The organism is Pigmentiphaga aceris (genome assembly GCF_008119665.1).
Lineage (GTDB): Bacteria > Pseudomonadota > Gammaproteobacteria > Burkholderiales > Burkholderiaceae_B > Pigmentiphaga > Pigmentiphaga aceris.
The window spans coordinates 3,807,843-3,827,709 of the sequence record NZ_CP043046.1 but is presented as its reverse complement, the minus strand read 5'-3'; the positions used below and the strand labels follow the sequence as shown (position 1 = coordinate 3,827,709).

Genomic DNA, 19,867 nt, shown 5'->3' with positions numbered 1-19,867 from the left:
CGGACGCCGCGGCACGGCCCGGTCAAATTCGGTCAGTGGCGGAAGTGGCCAGGTCTGACTGCACCCGATGCGTGGTGTCGAACCAGGCACGTGCGTGGTCGACGTCGCGATCAATGGCGGCGATGAGGGTAGGCAGATCGACGAATTTGGCTTCGTCGCGAATTTTTTTCAGGAATTCCACCCGCACGAGTTTACCGTATGCGTCGCCGCTGAAATCGAAGATGTAGGTCTCAAGCAATACCCGGCCTGCGTCTTCAATGGTGGGGCGCACGCCAAGACTGGCTACACCGGCCAGCGGCTGGGGCCCGAGGCCGTGTACCTGCACCACAAAAATGCCCGACAGACTGGTCTGGCCCGGCGCAACGCCGAGGTTCATGGTGGGGTAGCCGATGGTCCGCCCCAGCTTGCGGCCGTGGATGACATGGCCGCCGATCATGTACGGATGACCCAGCAGCTTCTTTGCCTGGGCGAAATCGCCTTCTGCCAGCGCGGTGCGGATCGCCGAGCTTGAGATGCGCTGGCCGTCGGCGCTGACAGTGGGCAAGGACACCACTTCGAAGCCCAGGCGGGCACCGGCTTCGCGCAGCGTGTCGAGATTGCCGGCGCGACGGGCACCAAAACGGAAATCGTCGCCCACCAGCAACCAGCGCACGTTCAGGCCTTCAACCAGGATCTGGCGGATGAACTCTTCCGGCGGCATGGAAGCCAGCGCGGCGTCGAAGCGCTGCACGATGACCCGCTCGACACCGGCTTCGTCCAGGCTGGTGAGCTTGTCGCGCAGGCTGGCGATGCGGGCAGGGGCCAATTCCGGGCGCTGTTGCAATTGCGCGAAATATTCACGCGGATGCGGTTCGAACACCATGACGGTGGGCTTGAGCGACAGGCGTTCGGCGGCGGCGCGCAGCGCGGCCAGCATGGCTTGGTGACCCAGGTGTACGCCGTCGAAATTACCGATCGTCAAGGCGCAAGGCGGACGCTGGCCCGAGGGCGGCACGCCCCGAAAGACCCGGACTTCATCACGGGGCTGATCGGGCGTGTGATCAGGGACTGGGCCAGACCCACAGGTGTTGTCTGTAGACGAAGCGCTGGCACCGTCCCGGATGTCAGACTGGGCGTCAGTCAGCGAAGCGGACAGCGGAGCCGGCACGGGTAATTGGGTCGATTCGCTCATCGATGCATCGGTCGACAAATCACTCGGCTTCGAAGAAAAGGGCTTGGTGGCAGGTTGCACGCATTGCTCAGACAAAACGCTTGAAACAAGACAGCGGACACTGCCTAAAACGTTGAATTATAGGGCTTTTTTAATAGAGCCACACAGGGGCGGTGATACAATCGCGACATGCAAGCACCCCAAGTTTCTCCCCAGCCGCCCGCGTCGGCTGCGCGTCGTTTCGTCATTCTCGTGTCTGGTCGTGGCAGTAATATGCGCGCCATCGTGCAGGCTGCACGTGCGGGCACCTGCCCGGCAGACATTGTCGCCGTAATCGGTAATCGGGCAGATTCCGCTGGTCTGGCCTGGGCTGCCGAGGTCGGTATCCCCACGGCAGTGGTGTCTCATCGGGACCATGATTCGCGCGAATCTTTCGATGCGGCCCTGGCGGCCGAGATCGACCGTTTTGCGCCCGATTACGTGTTGCTCGCGGGCTTCATGCGCATACTTACTTCCGGCTTCGTCGATCATTATCGCGGCCGGCTCATCAATATCCATCCTTCGCTGTTGCCGATGTTCCCCGGTCTGGCCACCCATGCACAGGCACTTTCTGCCGGCGTGCGTGTCCATGGCTGTTCGGTGCACTTCGTCACCCCCGTGCTCGATCACGGCCCCATCCTGGCGCAGGGCGCGGTACCGGTACTCGATGACGATACCGAAACCACCCTCGCTGCCCGTGTGCTTGAGGTCGAACACCGCCTTTACCCGCAAGTGGTGCGCTGGTTGGCCGAGGGCCGCGTGCGGCTCGACGGCAACCGCGTCATCGTCGACGGCGAGAACAACCGGCTCCTGGAGTCCGCATGACTGCTTCCAAACCTTTCCGATCCGCCCCTGGCGGCACCGGCAAACCCGCTGACGCCGCAAATGGACGTTCAGCGCGTTCGGCTGCGCCCAATCGGGAACGTGCAGTCGATCCGTCGCTGCGCCGTGGCAAATCCGCCGATGCGGGCGCTCGTGGCGCGCGCCCCGACGCCGGTGGCGACCGCCGTGACGGCGCGCCGCGCGAATCTCGTGATTCACGCGAATCCCGCGAAGTGCGCGATTTCCGTAGCTTTCGCGATGCCCCGCGTGGTGGCAGCCGAGATGCGGGTCGTGACTTTGGCCGTGAATCCGGTCGTGATTTCGGCCGTGGCGAAGCGCGTACCGGTGGCCGTGATGGCAACCGCGACGGCGCTCGTGAACACGCTCGCGACAACAGCCGCGACATCGGCCGTGAAGCCGCACGCGAAGCTGGTCGTGCGGCCGCTGGCCGTGGCCCCGCTCATGTTGGCGCACGCAGCGGCAAGCGCGACACCTCGCGCGACAACTTCGAAAACCCGCGCGCGTACCGCGACACCTCGATGGACAATCGCGAAAATCCCAACCCGGGCGCAGGCCGCGACAAGAAGACGCGTGCAGCCTTCAAGAATCGCGATGTGTCTCGTGACGTGCCGCGTGATGCAGCGCGTGATCAGTCTCAATCTCGTGACGGTGCCGGCGACAAATCCGCACGCCCGTCCCGCGAAGGCCAAGGCCCGGCGCGCAATTCCGCTGCCCGGCCCATGGCCATCCGCATCGACCAGGTGCGTGACGTCTTGGGCGAAGTGCTGCAATGGTCGGGTCCGGCCGATCTGACGCTGTCGCGTTGGTTCCGCGCAAACCCCCGCGTTGGCATGCGTGATCGTGGCGAAATTGCCGAAGCCGTCTACGACGTGCTGCGTCATCTGCGCCGTTATCGCCAAGTGGCCGAGGGCGGCCGTGGTTCCGCCACCCGCCGTCTGGCCGTATTGGGCCTGGCAGCCACTGTGCGCCAGGAAGTCCTGCGTCCGGCACTGGAAGCTGAAGAGTCCGCGTGGCTGACGCGTGTGCTGTCCATCGACCCGGCATCCATGCCCCTGGCTGTCCGCCAAAGCGTGCCGGATTGGCTGGAAGAAGCCCTGCGCGACGAGCCGCAGGCCGAACGCCTGCTGGCCTCGCTCAACCGTGCGGCGCCGCTCGACATCCGGGTCAATCCGATGAAGACCGACCGCGACGCCATGATGGCGGAATTGCTGGCCGGCGCGCCCGATGCGGAAGTAGCTCCTACGCCTTATTCGCCGTTCGGTATTCGCCTGCAAGGTCGTCCGGCCTTGAACCGCTGGAATCGTTTCGAAGACGGCAGCATTGAAGTGCAAGACGAAGGCAGCCAGTTGCTGACCATGCTGGTGGCCCCGCGTCGCGGCGAAATGGTCATCGACTTCTGCGCCGGTGCGGGTGGCAAGACCTTGCTGCTGGGCGCGATGATGCGCTCGACCGGTCGCCTGTATGCGCTCGACGTGTCCGAGAACCGGCTGGCGCGTTTCAAGCCGCGCCTGTCGCGCAGCGGTCTGTCCAACGTCTTCCCGATCGTCATCGCCAATGAAAACGACGCACGTGTGAAGCGCCTGTCGCGCAAGGCGCATCGTGTGCTGGTCGACGCTCCGTGCAGCGGTACGGGCACCCTGCGTCGCAATGCGGACCTGAAATGGCGTCAGAACCCCGATTCCGTGCAGGAATTGGTGGCTTTGCAGCACAGCATCCTGGCATCGGCGGCGCGCTGCGTGGCACCAGGCGGCCGCTTGGTGTATGGCACCTGCAGTGTGTTGCGTGAAGAAAACGAAGGCCAGGCTGAAACCTTCCTGGCCGAAAATCCTGACTTCGAATTGTTGTCGGCCACGGAAATCCTGCGTGCCGGGCGTGCGGGCGAGATGGTTGGCGAAGCTGAATTGACCACGCCGTTCCTGAAGCTGCGTCCCGACGTGCATGGCACCGACGGCTTCTTTGCCGCGGTATTCCAGCGCAAGGCGGCTGGTGCAAGCGCAGCTTTGGCAGCGGAAGCGGCCGCCGATCCCGCCGTCAAGGCAGTGATTGCCGTGGCTGAAGCGGCAGTGGTAGTGCCCGAGGTGTTGGCTGAACCTGCGCCCGCAGACGTGCCGGAAGTTGATGACGGCGCGGTAGTCGAGGTGCCAGCGGTTGAGCCTGCCGAGGCACCTGTGCCGGATGAAGACACGCCGCCGGTTGCGCCGGCTGTCTAATCAGGGCTTGGGGGGCATGCTTGGCGTGCCCCTTTTAGTTTCTGTGCAATGGGCGCGGGTTGATGCGTAGCCCGTCCTGCACTGTTGTATACCTGCTTACGTAAAAGCCTCGTGTCCCAGGGGAACTCCCTGGGCGTGGGCGGTCGAATTAGTGTAAGCACTGTGCCACCGCCTGGGGCGGTCGGCTAAACTTTGTGTGTACGTTTTTCAGCGATTTGTAAGCGGAAAGCGCACTATTCGATCTGTGGTCGGCTGGTGCGTGTGATCGTTATTACCTGGCGACTGCTTGCTTGGTGATCGCTTGTTTGTGCGCATGTTTTCACATGTGTTTTCTTTCGCCACCTGGCACCGCCGGTGGCTGCACAGGGGTGTATGGATTCCTTCGTCAATTTTCTGACTGACGGCCTGCTCGACGCCGCATGGTGGCAAATCGTCGCATTCACGCTGGTGGCGACGCACTTGACCATCTTGGCAGTCACGATTTTTCTTCACCGTACGCAAGCGCACCGTGGTGTCGAACTGCATCCGGTGATTTCGCATTTCTATCGATTCTGGCTGTGGCTCACCACGGGCATGGTCACGAAAGAGTGGGTGGCAGTCCACCGCAAGCACCATGCGCGCTGCGAGCGCGAAGGCGATCCGCATTCACCGATGGTATTCGGTATTCGCAAGGTGTTCTTCCAGGGCGCCGAGCTGTACCGTGAAGAGGCGAAAAAGGACGACACGCTGAACAAGTTCGGTCATGGCACGCCCAATGACTGGATGGAGCGCAATGTCTACACGCGGTTCAGCATGCAAGGCGTGGCCTTGATGCTGATCCTGGATGTTGCCATGTTTGGTGTGCTTGGCCTGACGGTGTGGGCGGTCCAGATGTTGTGGATTCCGTTCTGGGCGGCGGGTGTCATCAATGGCATTGGCCACTTCTGGGGCTATCGCAACTACGCCAGCCCGGACACCAGCCGCAACGTGTTTCCGTGGGGCATCGTGGTGGGCGGTGAAGAGCTGCACAACAACCACCACGCACATGCTTCGTCGGCGCGCTTTTCCAGCAAGTGGTACGAGTTCGATATCGGCTGGATGCACATCCGTTTCTATCAAATGCTGGGTCTGGCCAAGGTAAAGAAGGTTGCGCCCAAGCTGCGGTTGGATGAAGCCAAGCCGGTGATCGATCTGGACACGTTGCAGGCGGTCATTACGCATCGCTACGAAATCATGGCGCGTTATGCCGATGTGTTGAAGCACACTTGCCATGACGAGATCAGCCGTCTGAAGAATGCCAAGGTATCGGCTGCAGACTGGCAGCCCCTGCGTCGAGTGCGCAATTGGCTGACGCATGCCGACCACGATTCCTTGCCGGCGGCCCACCGTGCCGAACTCGACAGCGTGCTGGCCGAGCATCATTCGCTGGCTACGCTGGTTGAAATGCGACGCGAGTTGAATCGGATGTGGGAGCGTTCCAGTGCGTCCAGCGAACAGTTGTTGAAAGAGCTGCAAGACTGGTGCGCCCGCGCGCAACAAAGCGGTATTGCGCGTCTGGAAGACTTCTCAGCACGGTTGCGAACCTACGCGGTCTGATTGACTGGGTGTGCGGACGAAAAAAATCGGGCTTCGGCCCGATTTTTTTATTGCAGCACGCCCGGTTGTCGCAGGAACTGAGTGATTCGTTCAGCAGGAAGCGGTGGCGCGCACAGGTAACCCTGCCACGCATCGCAGCCAAGACTGCTCAGCAGTTCGCGCTGTTCTGGCTGCTCGACGCCTTCTGCAATGGTGGTGATCTGCTTTTTCTTGGCCAGGTCGATCAGCATGCGGATCAGGTCATAGTCGTAGCTGTCGGCCGTCATGCGCGACACGAACTGGTGGTCGATCTTCACGGTCTTGAAGGGCATGCTGCGCAAGCGGGCAAAGCTGGAATACCCCACGCCGAAGTCGTCCAGGCTAAGCGTTACGCCCAAATCAGCCAGTTCGTGCGCAATGGCTTTGGCTTCGGCCGGGTCGCTCAGTAGTGCAGACTCCGTCAGTTCGATCTCAAGCTGGCTGGGAGCCAGGCTATGGCGGGCCAGCGTGCGCCACACCGTGTCGACAATGCCGCCACGCAGTTGGTGGGCCGATACATTGACCGCCATGCGCGGGCAGTGCATGTCTTCTCGCTGCCAGAACGCCATTTGCCGGCACGCTTCGTCCAGTACCCACTCGCCCAGTTGAACGATGGAGCCATTGTTTTCAGCGGCGGGGATGAATTCTGCCGGGGGCACTAGGCGGTCTGATTGCTGCCAGCGCACCAATGCTTCGACGCCAACCACCTTGCCGGTGTCCAGTGCCAGCTGAGGCTGGTAATAAAGACGGAATTCTTCCTGCTTGAGCCCGGCGTGAATCCGTTGAGCCCAACGATCGGCTTCACGCGCCACGGCATGGGCAGACTCGGAATCCGAGCGCCAGAGTTCCCAGCGGCCACAACTGTATTGCTGCGCCCGCAGTGCTGCGGTATGTGCCTGAGCAATGGCCAGCATGGCCGGCACAGCTTGACCGTCCAGCATCAGAATGCCAACCGAGGCTTCGCCGGTACCTGGGTTGGCAATCGGGCTGGTCAGGCTCAGCATGCGCTGGGCAATGCTGATGGCTTCGGCAGTCGTCTGAACGTGATTGAACAGAATGCCGATGGTATTCGTATCAATGCGCGCAACCAGGTCGTCGCTGCGAACGCTGGCGTAAATCCGCTGTGCCAACGCGTCTTCCAACTCGCCAGGACGGCCCGCCGGGTGGGCGGGGCACTCCACTACCTGCAATGCCAGGCGTTCTTGCCCTGCTTTGCTGATGCGGTCGGTCAGTGCGCGAATGAAGAAATGCTTGTCCGGCAGCTCGTTGAGACGCCGTGGTTGCAGGCTGTTGATCTGGCGGGACATCGCAGAGTTGAGATAGTCGCAGGCTTGCGCCGGGTTGCTACAAATTGGTGATTCCGGAACTTATCATGTTTGGCGTACAAACCGATTGCTTATCAATGCTTCAGTTCGGATCGCCGTCAAAAACATGAAATACAGAGGTCAATGAAGCGATGAAGAAAGTGGACGGCAATAAAAAAACCGCAGACTGGCTGCGGTTTTTTTATTGCCCCGCTGAGCGGGGCTCCGTCACCGTGCTGCCGAAGCAGCAAGTGCGGCTGTCGATCAACGAAGCTTGGTTTCTTTGTAGTCGACGTGCTTGCGTGCCACCGGATCAAATTTCTTGATCAGCATTTTTTCCGGGGTGGTGCGCTTGTTCTTGGTCGTGGTGTAGAAATGACCCGTGCCTGCGGTCGATTCCAACTTGATTTTCTCGCGGATGCCTTTAGCCATGATGTGCTCCTATATGCCGCTTAGCTTAGATTTCGCCGCGGGCGCGCAGGTCGGCCAGAACGGAGTCGATGCCGTTCTTGTCGATCGTGCGCAGCGCGTTGGTGCTGATACGCAGGCGAACCCAGCGGTTTTCGCTTTCAACCCAGAACTTGCGCGATTGCAGGTTCGGGAGGAAACGGCGCTTGGTCTTGTTGTTGGCGTGGGAAACATTGTTGCCCACCATCGGACCTTTTCCGGTCACTTGGCATACACGTGCCATGGCGACACCTCTCTAATCAATAAATTCGTCATTTCGCCCAAGCGCCGCGCGCTACGATCGTGGCCGGCAGAGGCGGCTTGCGGTCCGCGCGAAATCATCTTTCGCGAGGGAGCGAATCCGTTATGAGTGCTTGGCTGCTGCACGACTACATGGCGGGGAAAGAAGAGATCACGTAAAACGCGGTCTTTTCTCGACGCAACATAGCAATGCATCCAGATAGGCAACTCTGTAAAGCTCGCAAGATTAACACGGAAGCGCTTTGCGAATCAATGGACTGTGCAGAAGGGCGAAGATGTCGCGCGATCTCCACGTTCAAAAAGTGCAGCGTTTCGAGCCTTACGCTATCTGAGGCATACCGCACGCAACCGCCGATGTGGCTTTATCCCGGCCTTTGTATTGCAGGACAAGGCTTTGCACCACCCTTCACATCAACCCACGTTCGGCCAAGGACAAGGTGCTTTGCCCTGCCACGATGATGTGGTCCAGCAGCCGAATGTCCACCAGTGCCAATGCATCGCGCACGCAGCGTGTGAACTGCTCATCGGCGCGGCTGGGTTCCGCCACGCCAGAAGGGTGATTATGCGCGAGGATCACGGCGGACGCATGGTGGCGCAAGGCCGCGCGCACCACTTCGCGTGGATACACCGCCGCCTGGTCGATTGTGCCGCGCGCCAGTTCTTCACTGGCGATCAAGCGGTTGCGGGTGTCCAGGTACAGCGCTATGCAGCACTCGATTTCCTTGTTTGCCAGGGTCGAGGCGCAAAAGCGCTTCACCAGGTCGGGTTGGGTCAGGGCATCGTTGCGGGTGATGGCTTCGGCCAGTTGCCGTCGCGACAGTTCCAGCGCGGCCAGCAACTGGCTGACTTTGACTGGACCGACGCCGGGCACCCCCAATAGTTCTTGTGGGGGCGCAGTGAACAGGCCACGCAGACCGCCGAAACGCAGCAGCAGCGCGCGCCCCAGTTCGATGGCGTTGCAGCCGGCGATGCCGGTGCGCAACAGCACGGCCAGCAACTCGGCGTCGCTGAGTGCGTCGGGGCCGTGGCCCAACAAGCGCTCCCGCGGCAGCATGTCGGCGGGCAGGTCGCGCAGGGTGGGCGAGGCGGGTACGTGCATGTTTCACCTTGGGATTTCGCAGGCGGGCTAAAATCGGACTTTTGCCGACTGGCGCACCCTGGTGTGCCGTGAGCGCAGGCGGAATGCCTGCGCCATCTGACCGGCACAGTATCGATACGGTGACACCACTTGACCTCCTCCACATCCGAGATGCCCGTGTTTGTCCGTGAGGATTCCTACGTGACACTCCACTACCGGATCACGCTTGATTCCGGTCCCGGCGCGGGCCAAGTCTTCGCCGACACCTTCACCGGGCGGCCCGCTACGCTGCAGCTTGGCACCGGACAATGGGCGCCCAATATGGAAGCGCAATTGGTCGGACACGCAGAAGGCACCGCCTTCAGCTTCACCTTGGCACCGGCCGACGCCTATGGCGATCGCAACCCTGAATTGCTGCAGCGAGTGACCCGCAAGATGCTGCGCGAACATGCGGGCGCGACTGAGACCTTCACGCCAGGTGACCTGGTCGAATTTGCCGCACCCAACGGTGGGCGTTATTCGGGTGTGTTGAAGGAAATCTCTGACGACTACGCCAGCTTCGACTTCAATCATCCGCTTGCAGGCAGTGCGCTGCGGGTGGACGTATCCATTCTTGGAGTGCTGTGATGGCCGATGTCGAGATCGTCCTTGCTCAGCCACGCGGCTTCTGCGCCGGCGTAGACCGCGCCATCGACATCGTCGAACGTGCGCTCGAAATCTATGGCGCACCTATATATGTACGCCACGAAATCGTTCACAACCGCTATGTCGTGCAAGACCTGCGCAACAAGGGCGCAGTCTTCATCGATGAGCTGGAAGATGCGCCCACCGGGGCAACCGTGGTGTTCTCCGCGCATGGCGTCTCGCGCGCCGTGCGCGCCGAAGCCGAAGAGCGTGGCTTGCATATCTATGATGCAACCTGCCCCCTGGTCACCAAAGTCCACGTCGAAGTATCCAAGATGCGTGCGGCCGGCCTGGAAATCGTGATGATCGGCCACAAGGGCCACCCCGAAGTGGAAGGCACACTTGGCCAGGCCACAGGTGGCATGCACTTGGTCGAAACCGTCGACGATGTCGCGGCCTTGGTCGTGGGTGACCCGGAGAAGATCGCCTTTGTCACGCAGACCACCTTGTCGGTTGATGATGCTGCCGTGGTTGCCAATGCATTGCGCGCACGGTTCCCGGCGATTGTGGAACCCAAGAAAAGCGACATCTGTTATGCCACGCAGAATCGCCAGGATGCGGTGAAGGTCATGGCACCGGACTGTGATCTGGTTCTGGTGGTGGGCAGCACCAACAGCTCGAACTCGAATCGCCTGCGCGAAGTGGCCGAGCGCAAGGGCGCACGTGCGTATCTGATCGATGGTGCAGAATCCATTGAGCCGGCATGGCTGGAAGGTACGACACGGGTTGGCGTGACTGCCGGTGCATCGGCTCCCGAGGTATTGGTGCAAGCGGTAATTGCGCGCCTTAAAGAGCTGGGCGCGGTGTCGGTTCGCACCATGCCGGGCCTGGAAGAGGGGGTTTCTTTCCCCTTGCCGAAGGGTTTGTCGAAAAAAACTGCGTAATCGATAAAAAAACCCGCCGATCGTTTGACGCAATCGGAATTTATTTGCTATAGTTTCCTTCTTGGCCGATGTAGCTCAGTTGGTAGAGCAGCGCATTCGTAATGCGAAGGTCGGGGGTTCGACTCCTCTCATCGGCACCAGAATAAAGTTCGATTATTTCCAGGTGTTTGGTCCAAGAAATTGTCCAAGCCAATGTTTAAAGCATTAGTGCTTCCAACACTGGAAATAGTCGGAGTGCAGGATAGGTGGGCGGGTTAATCAGCGATGATTAACTGCCACATAACAAAAAGGCCAGCTTTCGAGCTGGCCTTTTTGTTTTTCAGTCGCTTTTTTCAGCCGCCTGGCGTCAGGCCAGTGTGTCGAATTGGGCTTTGATGTTGACGCTGGCTGCTGAATCGGATCAACACGTTTCGCCAATGCGCTGGATAGACAAATCTGGCGATTGACCGGTCCACACCAATCTTCAGCGCGGTTGCAGCGCAATTATCGCCATGCCGGCCAGGCAAAGTGCACCACCCGCCACGTCCCAGCCATTTGGCCGAATGCCATCTACTGCCCACAGCCAGATCAGCGCTGCCACGACATAAACACCACCATAGGCCGCGTAGACACGGCCCGATGCTGCGGGGTGCAATGTCAGCAACCACGCGAACAGCAGCAAACTGAATATTGCCGGCGCAGCCAGCCAGGCGCTGCGCCCCTCGCGCAACATGACATAGAACAGGTAACAACCCAGAATTTCCGCCAGCGCGGTGGCGGCGTAGAGCAGAAAGGTACGCATCTGCCGATTGTAGGGCGGTAGCCTACGATTCACCCGTTGATGATTTCGCCCCCGTTCGGGTGCATCACCTGGCCCGTCATGTAGCTTGCATCTTGCGAGGCAAGATAGACATAGCAGGGAGCAACTTCATCTGGTTGGCCCGGGCGTTTCAGCGGGACGCTTGACCCGAATTCCGCCACTTCTTCAGCGCTGAACGTAGCGGGAATTAACGGTGTCCAGATCGGGCCGGGAGCCACGGCATTCACACGAATCCCACGTTCAGCCAACTGACCCGCCAACGATCGCGTGAATGCCACGATGGCACCCTTGGTTGACGCATAGTCGACAAGATGCGGGCTGCCACGATACGCCGTGACCGATGTCGTGTTGATGATGGCGGAACCTTGGGCTAAGTGGGGCAGCGTTTCACGCGTCAGATTGAACATGCCGAAGAAGTTCGTGCGGAACGTGCGTTCCAATTGTTCACTGCTGACGTCTTCAAGCTGCTGCTGAACGTGCTGTTCTGCCGCGTTATTCACCAAGATGTCGACACGCGCAAAGCTGTCCAAGGCCTTGGACACAACCTGTCTGGGAAAGTCGTTGTCGCCGATGTCGCCGGCAATCAGTTCACACTTGCGGCCGGTGGCTTCCACGAGCTTGCGTGTTTCTCGCGCGTCATCGTGTTCATCCAGATACGCGATCAGTATGTCGGCACCTTCGTGGGCAAACGCCACAGCAACGGCACGGCCAATGCCGCTGTCGCCGCCTGTGATGATGGCAACCTTGCCTTTGAGCTTGTCTGAGCCTTGATACCCCGCGCGGATAATGTCCGGACGCGGCTCCATCTGGGATTCGATGCCGGGTTGGCGGGGTTGGTGTTGAGGGGGAAGCGTCTGGTCGGATTGCGCTGCCATATTGGGTATACCTCCGTAAATTAGTCCTGCGAAATCATCGCAAGTCATGCGGCAAACCAAGCAAATTGCATTCCTTCGCAACCGTGACGGCGGCCTGAATCAATCAGGTGGCACATGGCTTTTCACGCTTTTAATCGACCGAGAACTACACCCTGATCCGATGACCGACAAGCAGGTACAGGCTTTGCTGTAGCGAGGTTCTACCCGGAATAGACCCGGTAAACAGAACCCACAAGGAGAGTCATATGGTCACGACCACCACTGAAGATCGCTACGTTACCGGCCTGTTCAACGACCGTGAGTCGGCCGAGCTCGCCTATCAATCGGCTGCGAGCCGTGGTTATGGCAAGGATGATGTGAACCTGGTGCTGTCCGACGAGTCGCGTGAGCGTCACTTCGGTAATGGTGTCACGACCGAACTGGGCAACAAGGCCGCTGAGGGCGCAGGCGTTGGTGGTGCCATCGGCGGCACGATCGGCGCGGTTGCTGCTGCGATTGCCGCGGTGGGCACCTCGCTGGTGGTTCCGGGCCTGGGTATCGTGGTTGCCGGTCCGATCGCCGCTGCGCTGGCTGGTGCCGGTGCAGGTGCTGCAACGGGCGGTATCGTGGGTGCGCTGATTGGCTGGAACATGCCGGAAGAGCGCGTCAAGGGCTACGAAGAAGGTATCAAGAACGGCGGCATTCTGATGGGCGTGCGTCCGCGCAACGCTGAAGATGCCGCGCTGCTGGAACAAGACTGGAAGAAGAACCGCGGCGAGCACGTGTACTACTGATCGCGCAGTGCCTGCCTGTAAACGGGCGGGCATTCGTGAAAACAGGCGGCCAGTTCATGACTGGTCGCCTGTTTTTTTATGTCAGGACGCGTGCTACACGGTGATCGCTGTTCAGCGGTTCCCGTGCGGACGGTCGTGATGGCGATTATTGGCGGGCAGGTGGGTCTACGATCCCCAGTTCTCGCAGCAAGCCTTCCAGCAGGCTGGGGTTCTCGCCAGTGGGATGGCCCAGGCGTTCGGCTTCGTATTGCTGATAACGCACATAGGTATCGACGGGTACTTCAACTTGCACGTCGGCAGATTGTCCCGGCCAACGCAGATTGAGCTGAGGTCCATCGACCGGATTGACGACCCGGCGAACTACCGTGCCAGAGCCAAGATGGATGACGTAATCGCCATGTTTGGACAGGTGGAACTGCGGCAGGCTGGCAAGAAACTCCAGTGCGGGATCCCGTAGGCGCATAAGGTGTGGTCTCCGTTGGGTGCCGTCGGCGTGAACGCCGTCGAATTCAGGGGCTGCGTTGCTTGCGGATGGCCCAGGCGGCGAACAAGCCGACCCCGACTGCCACCGCGAGCGTCATGCCAAGCGACACCGTAGCGTTGAAGTGGTGGTATTCATCGATCTTGCGGCGGTGCTCGTCCAGCGCACGCTCGAGTTTGCGCCGGGCCTCCCACGCGGGGCTGCCGACGTCGAGTTGGGCAAGAAGAGTGTGTTCAGGCATCGTCCTTCCTGATATCGGGTAGTGGTAAGGCAGCGGGCAGGTGCCCGGTCAGAAGCTCGCACAAGTCAACGCTCGCGCAATCAGGGCGGGGTGGAAACGGGATCTGAGAGCAGCTTCTGCACAAGTGCCAGCAACGCTGCCCGGTCTGCCGTGTCATCGCCGTCAACCCAGGTGTGGTCGTCACGTTGCACGTCGACATCACCCAGCTTCCAGCCCAAATGATACTCGGCCTGAGGGCCAATTTCGGCGCGTACCCGAGCAATCGATTCGTCTGTTTCGGCACGGTCGATGTAGATAGTGACCATGGCTTGAGCCTTCAAAAATATGACGCCAGCCCGGCAGCAGCATTCGTGCCCGCCTGGGTGGCAAGCCAGGTTTTCTAATGGAAGTTGCGGCTTCGGGTACCCAGTTCACCCAGCATGGGCGACAGATTCACCAGCCTGCCGGCCACCAGGTGACGAACTTTGTTTTCATTTTGCCAAGTGCCGTAGACACCCATCAGTTGAGAGCCCAGCAAAGCCTGGCGTTGCCGTTCGACCACACGTGGCCAGACGATGACGTTGACCACACCGGTTTCATCTTCAAGCGTCACGAATATCGTGCCTTTGGATGTGCCGGGGCGCTGCCGCACCGTCACGATGCCGCAGGCGCGGGCCAGCCTGCCGCTGGGATAGTCCTGCAGTTGTGCGGCACTGGCAAAACGCATGGCAGACAGCTTGCCACGCAGCAGGGCAAGCGGGTGGCGGCCCAGCGTGAGCGCAAGTGAGCGATAGTCGCTGACCAGGTTTTCTCCCTCGGTCGGGGCGGCCAGCACGGGTTGCTCGGTTTCTTCGATGCCGGCATGGCGCAGCAGCCCGCGATCGGGGGCACTTGCCACGGCTTGCCACAGGGCCTGGCGGCGATGGCCGGCAAACTGATACAGCGCATTGGCGTCGCCCAAGGCTTGCAACTGCGCACGGTTCAGGTCGGCTCGCAGCGCAAGGTCGTTCATGTCGGTAAATGGGCGGACAGCACGGGCTTCGGCGATACGCGTGGCGGCGGCCCGGTCCATGCCTTTGATCAGGCTCATGCCGAGGCGGACGGCGGGGCGAGGAGACTCCTCTGATGCATCTTGCTGTGCGGCGGTGGCTGGCGTGCATGTCGTTCCGTGCATGGATTCGTAATCCTGCAAGTGAGCCTGTTCAGCAGACCAACGCGCATCATGGGTCCAGGGACTGACAGAGCGGTCCGCCTCATCATCGGCGCATTCATCTGCTTGGCTGGCCGCTTGGATTGCCGAAACCGCTACAAAAGAATGTGGCAAGGGTGGCTGCGGATCATCGTTTTGGTTCACTGCAACCAAGCGCTTGCCCGATGCCACTTCCTCAAGCGTCGCGTCCCAGTCACTGGTCATCACGTCTACCGGGCGGACGACAACGCCATGGCGTTGTGCATCCTGAACCAGGGTCGATGGCGAATAAAACCCCATCGGCTGGCTGTTGAGCAGTGCCGCCAGAAACGCTTCGGGCTCGTGGCACTTGAGCCAGGCACTTTGATAGGCGATCAGGGCAAATCCTGCTGCATGGCTTTCAGGAAAACCGTATTCGCCGAAGCCTTGGATCTGCGCAAAAATCTGTTCGGCAAAGGCAGGCTCATAACCGTTCCTGGCCATGCCTTTTGTGATCTTGTCGTAGTAGTGCTGCAAGCCACCCTTGCGCTTCCAGGCTGCCATCGAGCGTCGCAGCTGGTCTGCTTCGCCAGGGGTGAAGTCAGCCGCGATCATGGCGATCTGCATGACTTGCTCCTGGAAAATCGGCACGCCTTCCGTGCGCTCCAATGCCGGTTTCAATGCGCCTGGATAGGTCACTTCCTCGAGTTTCTGCCGACGCTTCAGATACGGATGCACCATGCCACCCTGAATGGGTCCAGGTCGCACGATTGCCACTTGAATCACCAGGTCGTAATACACCCGTGGGCGTAGGCGCGGCAGCATGCTCATCTGTGCGCGCGACTCGATCTGGAAGACACCAATGGTGTCTGCTTTGCAGATCATGTCGAAAGTGGGGACGTCGTCATCCTTGATGTCTTGTGCAATGAATGGCCTTTGCCGTCGCAGGGCGACCAGCTCCAGCGCCCGCCGCACCACAGACAACATGCCCAGAGCCAGGACATCAACCTTCATCAGGCCCAAGGATTCGATGTCATCCTTGTCCCACTGCACCACGCTGCGGTCGGCCATCGCAGCATTTTCGATGGGCACCAATCGGCTGAGTTTTCCACGCGAGATCACAAAACCGCCTGGATGCTGGGACAGGTGGCGCGGGAAGCTTGCCAATCTTTCTGCGAGGATCACCCATTGCTGTGCGACGCTGGAATTTGGGTCCAAGCCACAGGATGCCAGCCGTTCGCCAAAGCCTGCACGCCCGTCCCAGTAGTGATGCGACTTGGCGACTGCATCAATGATGCCCGCATCAATGCCCAATGCGCGGCCTGTGTCTCGCAGCACACTGCGAGGCCGGTAGCTGATCACCACCGCAGTCAGCGCAGCGCGTAGCCGCCCGTATTTGCGGTAGATGTACTGAATGACTTCCTCGCGGCGCTGGTGCTCGAAGTCGACATCAATGTCTGGCGCTTCGTCGCGCTCGCGGCTGATGAAGCGTTCGAACAGGTTATTGCCACGCTTGGGGTCTACTTCAGTGATGTGCAGGCAATAACACACGGCGCTATTGGCAGCGGAACCACGGCCCTGGCAAAGAATGCCTTCATCGCGTGCAAACTTCACGATGTCGTAGACGGTCAGGAAGTAGGGCTCGTATTTTTTCTCGGCAATCAACGCGAGTTCTTTTTCGATCTGCGCGATGACTTCTTCGGGGATGCCCGTTGGAAAACGCTTTGCTGCACCGATGTAGGTTTCGCTGCGCAGGAAACTGGCCGGCGTGGTTCCTTCAGGGACGACTTCGTCGGGATACTCGTATTCCAGTTCGCTCAGTCTGAAGAGGCAGTTCTCTGTAATACGCTGGGTCTCGGCCATTGCCTCAAGCGGATAGAGCTGGGCAAGGTCCACCCGTTGCCGCAAGTGCGCCTGGCCGTTCGGTGCCAGCGAATAGCCGCATTGTGCGACCGGCTGGCTCAGGCGAATGGCGGTCATGGTGTCATGCAGTGTCTGGCGTGCTCGCGTGTGCATTACCACTCGCCCCGTAGCCACGACGGGCACGCCATGTCTGTCTGCCACGGTTTGCACAACAGTCTGGTGGCGGTCGTCATCGGCACGGCGATGCAAGGTCAAACCCATTCGCAGCCGGTCGCCAAATACCTGACAAGCCCAGGCCGTCTGTGCATCCAGTACCGCGTCACTGACACCATGCTCGGCGGCGAGGATGATGAAGCAGTCCGGCAGGCCGCGCAGATGGTCATTGGGCTGGGCAGGACGGGCAAAATCCTCGTGGGTGATCAGGTAGCTGCCTTTTTCTGCGCGCGTGCGGCCAAGGGTGATCATCTCGCTGAGATTGCCGTAGCCCTCCCGATTTTTTGCCAATGCCACCAAGGTGGGCGCATCGTCACCAGCGAGTCGAAATGACGCGCCAATCACCAACGTCAAGTTTAGTTTTTTGGCCTCGAAATGGGCGCGCGGCGCACCAGCCAGCGAGCACTCGTCAGTGATTGCAATCGCTGAATAACTGAGTTCCTTTGCTTGCTGCACCAATTCTTCCGGCCACGATGCCCCGCGTAGAAAGCTTGAGTTGCTGAGGCAGTGAAGTTCAGCGTAGGCGGGCAGCTCGTCGCGTCCGTTGGGTGGCTGACCCGTTGCCGTTGATGTAGGCGGGCCGGGCACGCCAGGGGACAAATGGATCGCGTTGGCACTTGCTGTCCGTTCTGCGGGTGACGACTTGGCTTGGGCACTGGGATCAGCGCCACCGATCTGTCGGCTGGCTTGCGCGTATGCCTCGGAAATCTCCGACCTTCGCGCATCTCCCGGCAACACATCACCCTGTACGACATCAGCCTGTACGACATCACCCATGAAACTCACCCGAATATCCCGTGCAGGAACCACTTGATATCGGCCCCCGGGTTGCGGTCCTGGTACAGCCAGTAGCGCGTGGCGTGCTCGTCCTCATAGACAAAATAATCCCGAATCGCAAGCTGATCCCACCAGCCGCTTTCAATGCGTTCGGGGCCACGCACTTTGTGCAAGGGCGTACCGTACAACGGTCGGTTATCACGCATCACCAGCGCAATCGGGGTGTCGAGCAGCCAGAAGGGCCGGTCGGCAACGGGCGCATCGGGCAGCTTGGCAGGGCGGTGGTTGATGGGGGCCCAATGATTGGCAACTTCGGGTCGGTGGTCGGCGCGCGCGGCGACTTGCAGCACCTGTTCCGGTCCCAGTCTGGCGGTCAGCAATTCGACCAGACGACGACGGTCGGCCGGGGTGCCGCCCGGCTCAGGAAACAAGGAATCGCTGGGCGGCGCAAAGGGGACGGAATCCGGGGCCTCCAGGCCGATCTGAATGACCGGCGCAAGCAGTTCCAGTCGCCCCAGGCGTTCACGCAGCAAGCGCACCAGGTGCTCGGGCTGCCAGGCGGGTTCGGCCAGCGCGATATCGACCCGGGTAGGGGCAATGGCGTGGCGACCACGTTCGTGTTCCAGCACCAGGGTGATTTGCGACACGGCCCGTTGCTGAACCGCCAGCCAGCCGCACAGTTGCTCAACCAAGTGACGGGCAACAAACAAGGCCGCTTCTGCGTGATCGATGCGCGCGATCAATTCAATACGTCGGCTGAATGATGCAGGTGCAATCACCCATTCGAACAGTTCGGGTGTATCTCCGTGGGCGGCATCCAGGGCCTGTATCAGCGGTTTGCCGCAGCGGCGTTGCAAGCCGGCGCGGGGCAGGGCACGCACCGCCCCCAGGGTGCGACAGCCCAAGCCGTCGAACCAGTCTCGATGGGGGCGTGCAGCAGGGAGCCAGGTGCACGGCATGGTGTTCAGGTGGCGCACCAGGGGGGCCATGCGCAGCACACGTCGGCCGCGTCGTGCCATCAGCCAGGCACCGGTGGCGGTGGGGGCCATGCCCAGTTGCGCATGCAGGCCAAGCGCGGCAACGGTGCTGCGGATACGCCTGCACAGGTTACGCGGCCCGCCGAACAGGCGCAGGCTGGCCGCCACGTCCAGCAGCAGGCTGTCTTCGTCGGCATGGGCCAGTTCGGGCGTGTATTGCAGCAAGGCCAGGGCGGTGCCGTCACGCGTATCGGTTTCGCGCAAGGGCTGGCGCTCGATCATGAGCACATCGGGAGCCAGTGCCGACAGGCTGTTGCGACGCATGCCGGCCTGCAGTCCCTGGTCGATGGCCTGGGGGCTGAGCGCGATGGCACACTCGTGCTCAAGCACCACGACGGCCTCAGTGGGCCAGGACGTGTGCAGCACGTCGAGGCTCAGCCGCGACAGGTGTACGCAAATCCATAGGTGCATCAGAGACATCCGGGTAGAGCGGGGGCAGGGCGCTGATGTCGAGCGCAACATGCACGGGTTGGTCGCGTGCGGGGCCGCGACGTTTGGTGATGCCGACTTCAACGCCACCTGCGGCGGCTTTCAGGGTCAGGCGCAAGGGGGCGGGTGATGACTGGCTGGCGGCAGACAGCGGCCGCAACATGAAGAACAAGGTGTCGCTTCCCTGGGCCGCCACGTGCAGACGACGCAGTGATTCCGGGCGGATGTTGCGTGCCCAGAAGAGCAGGGCGGCACAACAGCCCGAGCGCAATACCTGATCGGCTGCCCACAGGGCGTCGTTGGCCTGCGTCGGGCGCAGCCACAACAGGCGTTCGGGCGCAGGCTGCCAGGCGCGCCAAGCGGCAATGTGTGGAATATGCGGGGGTTGCAGCAGCACGATGGGCTGCTGCGCGGGCAGGCGGGCCAGGGCCGATTGCAGCAGACGGAGTTCGCCTGCGCCTGGCCCTGCCGTGAGCAATTCGGTCAGGCTGCCTTGGGGCCAGCCGCCACCGGGCAATTCCGCCGACAACGCGGGATGCCCGGTGTCGACGCAATGCCCTGCGTGCCGGACAAGCTGAGACCCACGCCAAAGCGCAGGATGCAGTGCATCCAGACTGGTCGCGTGGGCAGGCACCTGATTGGTGAGCTGGGCCGCGGGCTGAAGATCGGCCTGAAGTTCAGGCTGAACCGTGGTCTTGAGCGCAGACTGATCCGAAGGCTGACCAGCACGGTGACGCGC

General features: G+C 61.0%; 19 protein-coding genes and 1 tRNA gene. 7 read left to right on the top strand and 13 right to left on the bottom strand.

Translation table 11 applies throughout. From position 1 onward, the window contains the following. Window positions 1-22 precede the first annotated feature (22 nt). Complete coding sequence (locus tag FXN63_RS16645) at window positions 23-1,171, bottom strand: bifunctional riboflavin kinase/FAD synthetase (protein WP_148816339.1); 1,149 nt, start codon at window positions 1,169-1,171, stop codon at window positions 23-25. 168 nt (window positions 1,172-1,339) lie between these two features. Between FXN63_RS16645 and purN the strand changes: the two genes are divergently transcribed. The 3 genes from purN to FXN63_RS16630 all read left to right on the top strand — a co-directional run bounded on the left by purN (window position 1,340) and on the right by FXN63_RS16630 (window position 5,817). After that, complete coding sequence (purN, locus tag FXN63_RS16640; protein WP_148816338.1) at window positions 1,340-2,014, top strand: phosphoribosylglycinamide formyltransferase; 675 nt, start codon at window positions 1,340-1,342, stop codon at window positions 2,012-2,014. 737 nt (window positions 2,015-2,751) lie between these two features. After that, entirely contained in the window at window positions 2,752-4,242 is a 1,491-nt protein-coding gene (locus tag FXN63_RS16635; protein ID WP_148819439.1) for an RsmB/NOP family class I SAM-dependent RNA methyltransferase, read from the top strand. Window positions 4,243-4,614: 372 nt separating this feature from the next. Continuing rightward, a complete protein-coding gene (locus tag FXN63_RS16630; protein WP_148816337.1) occupies window positions 4,615-5,817 on the top strand; it encodes a DesA family fatty acid desaturase in 1,203 nt (400 codons plus the stop codon). A gap of 47 nt (window positions 5,818-5,864) precedes the next feature. On the opposite strand, the gene FXN63_RS16625 is transcribed toward FXN63_RS16630, so the two are convergent. The 4 genes from FXN63_RS16625 to radC form a co-directional block, all read right to left on the bottom strand. Further along, complete coding sequence (locus tag FXN63_RS16625; protein WP_148816336.1) at window positions 5,865-7,142, bottom strand: putative bifunctional diguanylate cyclase/phosphodiesterase; 1,278 nt, start codon at window positions 7,140-7,142, stop codon at window positions 5,865-5,867. A 261-nt stretch (window positions 7,143-7,403) separates the two neighbouring features. Continuing rightward, complete coding sequence (rpmG, locus tag FXN63_RS16620) at window positions 7,404-7,571, bottom strand: 50S ribosomal protein L33 (RefSeq protein ID WP_148816335.1); 168 nt, start codon at window positions 7,569-7,571, stop codon at window positions 7,404-7,406. Window positions 7,572-7,596: 25 nt separating this feature from the next. Further along, entirely contained in the window at window positions 7,597-7,830 is a 234-nt protein-coding gene (gene rpmB / locus FXN63_RS16615; protein WP_148816334.1) for a 50S ribosomal protein L28, read from the bottom strand. Window positions 7,831-8,253: 423 nt separating this feature from the next. After that, window positions 8,254-8,946, bottom strand: a complete 693-nt coding sequence (gene radC, locus FXN63_RS16610; protein WP_148816333.1) for a RadC family protein — start codon at window positions 8,944-8,946, stop codon at window positions 8,254-8,256. A 150-nt stretch (window positions 8,947-9,096) separates the two neighbouring features. Here radC and FXN63_RS16605 point away from each other — a divergent pair, with 150 nt between their 5' ends. The 3 genes from FXN63_RS16605 (at window position 9,097) to FXN63_RS16595 (ending at window position 10,633) form a co-directional block, all read left to right on the top strand. Then, window positions 9,097-9,552, top strand: a complete 456-nt coding sequence (locus FXN63_RS16605; protein ID WP_148819437.1) for an FKBP-type peptidyl-prolyl cis-trans isomerase — start codon at window positions 9,097-9,099, stop codon at window positions 9,550-9,552. Beyond that, window positions 9,552-10,493 carry a 4-hydroxy-3-methylbut-2-enyl diphosphate reductase gene (gene ispH / locus FXN63_RS16600; protein WP_148816332.1) on the top strand — a complete coding sequence of 314 codons (942 nt, stop codon included), beginning with the start codon at window positions 9,552-9,554 and terminating at the stop codon, window positions 10,491-10,493. Before FXN63_RS16605 ends, ispH begins: the two co-directional genes overlap by 1 nt. Before the next feature lie 64 nt (window positions 10,494-10,557). After that, window positions 10,558-10,633, top strand: a tRNA-Thr gene (locus tag FXN63_RS16595). A gap of 323 nt (window positions 10,634-10,956) precedes the next feature. On the opposite strand, the gene FXN63_RS16590 is transcribed toward FXN63_RS16595, so the two are convergent. Then, window positions 10,957-11,274, bottom strand: coding sequence for a YnfA family protein (locus FXN63_RS16590; RefSeq protein ID WP_148816331.1), 318 nt, complete (start codon window positions 11,272-11,274; stop codon window positions 10,957-10,959). 29 nt (window positions 11,275-11,303) lie between these two features. Beyond that, window positions 11,304-12,167: an SDR family oxidoreductase gene (locus FXN63_RS16585; RefSeq protein WP_148816330.1), complete on the bottom strand. Its 864-nt coding sequence runs from the start codon at window positions 12,165-12,167 to the stop codon at window positions 11,304-11,306. Between the two features lie 245 nt (window positions 12,168-12,412). On the opposite strand from FXN63_RS16585, the gene FXN63_RS16580 reads away from it, so the two are divergent. Then, entirely contained in the window at window positions 12,413-12,940 is a 528-nt protein-coding gene (locus FXN63_RS16580; protein ID WP_148816329.1) for a hypothetical protein, read from the top strand. 145 nt (window positions 12,941-13,085) lie between these two features. Here FXN63_RS16580 and FXN63_RS16575 read toward each other — a convergent pair whose 3' ends face one another. From FXN63_RS16575 to imuA, 6 genes are all read right to left on the bottom strand, one after another. Then, window positions 13,086-13,403: a hypothetical protein gene (locus FXN63_RS16575; RefSeq protein WP_148816328.1), complete on the bottom strand. Its 318-nt coding sequence runs from the start codon at window positions 13,401-13,403 to the stop codon at window positions 13,086-13,088. 46 nt (window positions 13,404-13,449) lie between these two features. After that, window positions 13,450-13,662, bottom strand: coding sequence for a hypothetical protein (locus FXN63_RS16570; RefSeq protein ID WP_148816327.1), 213 nt, complete (start codon window positions 13,660-13,662; stop codon window positions 13,450-13,452). An 80-nt stretch (window positions 13,663-13,742) separates the two neighbouring features. Continuing rightward, on the bottom strand, window positions 13,743-13,967 hold the full coding sequence (locus tag FXN63_RS16565; RefSeq protein ID WP_148816326.1) for a hypothetical protein: 225 nt from the start codon (window positions 13,965-13,967) through the stop codon (window positions 13,743-13,745). Window positions 13,968-14,041: 74 nt separating this feature from the next. Beyond that, entirely contained in the window at window positions 14,042-17,662 is a 3,621-nt protein-coding gene (locus FXN63_RS16560) for an error-prone DNA polymerase (RefSeq protein ID WP_148816325.1), read from the bottom strand. A 5-nt stretch (window positions 17,663-17,667) separates the two neighbouring features. Next, window positions 17,668-19,110, bottom strand: a complete 1,443-nt coding sequence (locus FXN63_RS16555; RefSeq protein ID WP_148816324.1) for a Y-family DNA polymerase — start codon at window positions 19,108-19,110, stop codon at window positions 17,668-17,670. Further along, window positions 19,040-19,762, bottom strand: coding sequence for a translesion DNA synthesis-associated protein ImuA (imuA, locus tag FXN63_RS16550; RefSeq protein WP_425468737.1), 723 nt, complete (start codon window positions 19,760-19,762; stop codon window positions 19,040-19,042). The genes FXN63_RS16555 and imuA overlap by 71 nt, the downstream gene beginning before the upstream one ends. Window positions 19,763-19,867: the final 105 nt, after the last annotated feature.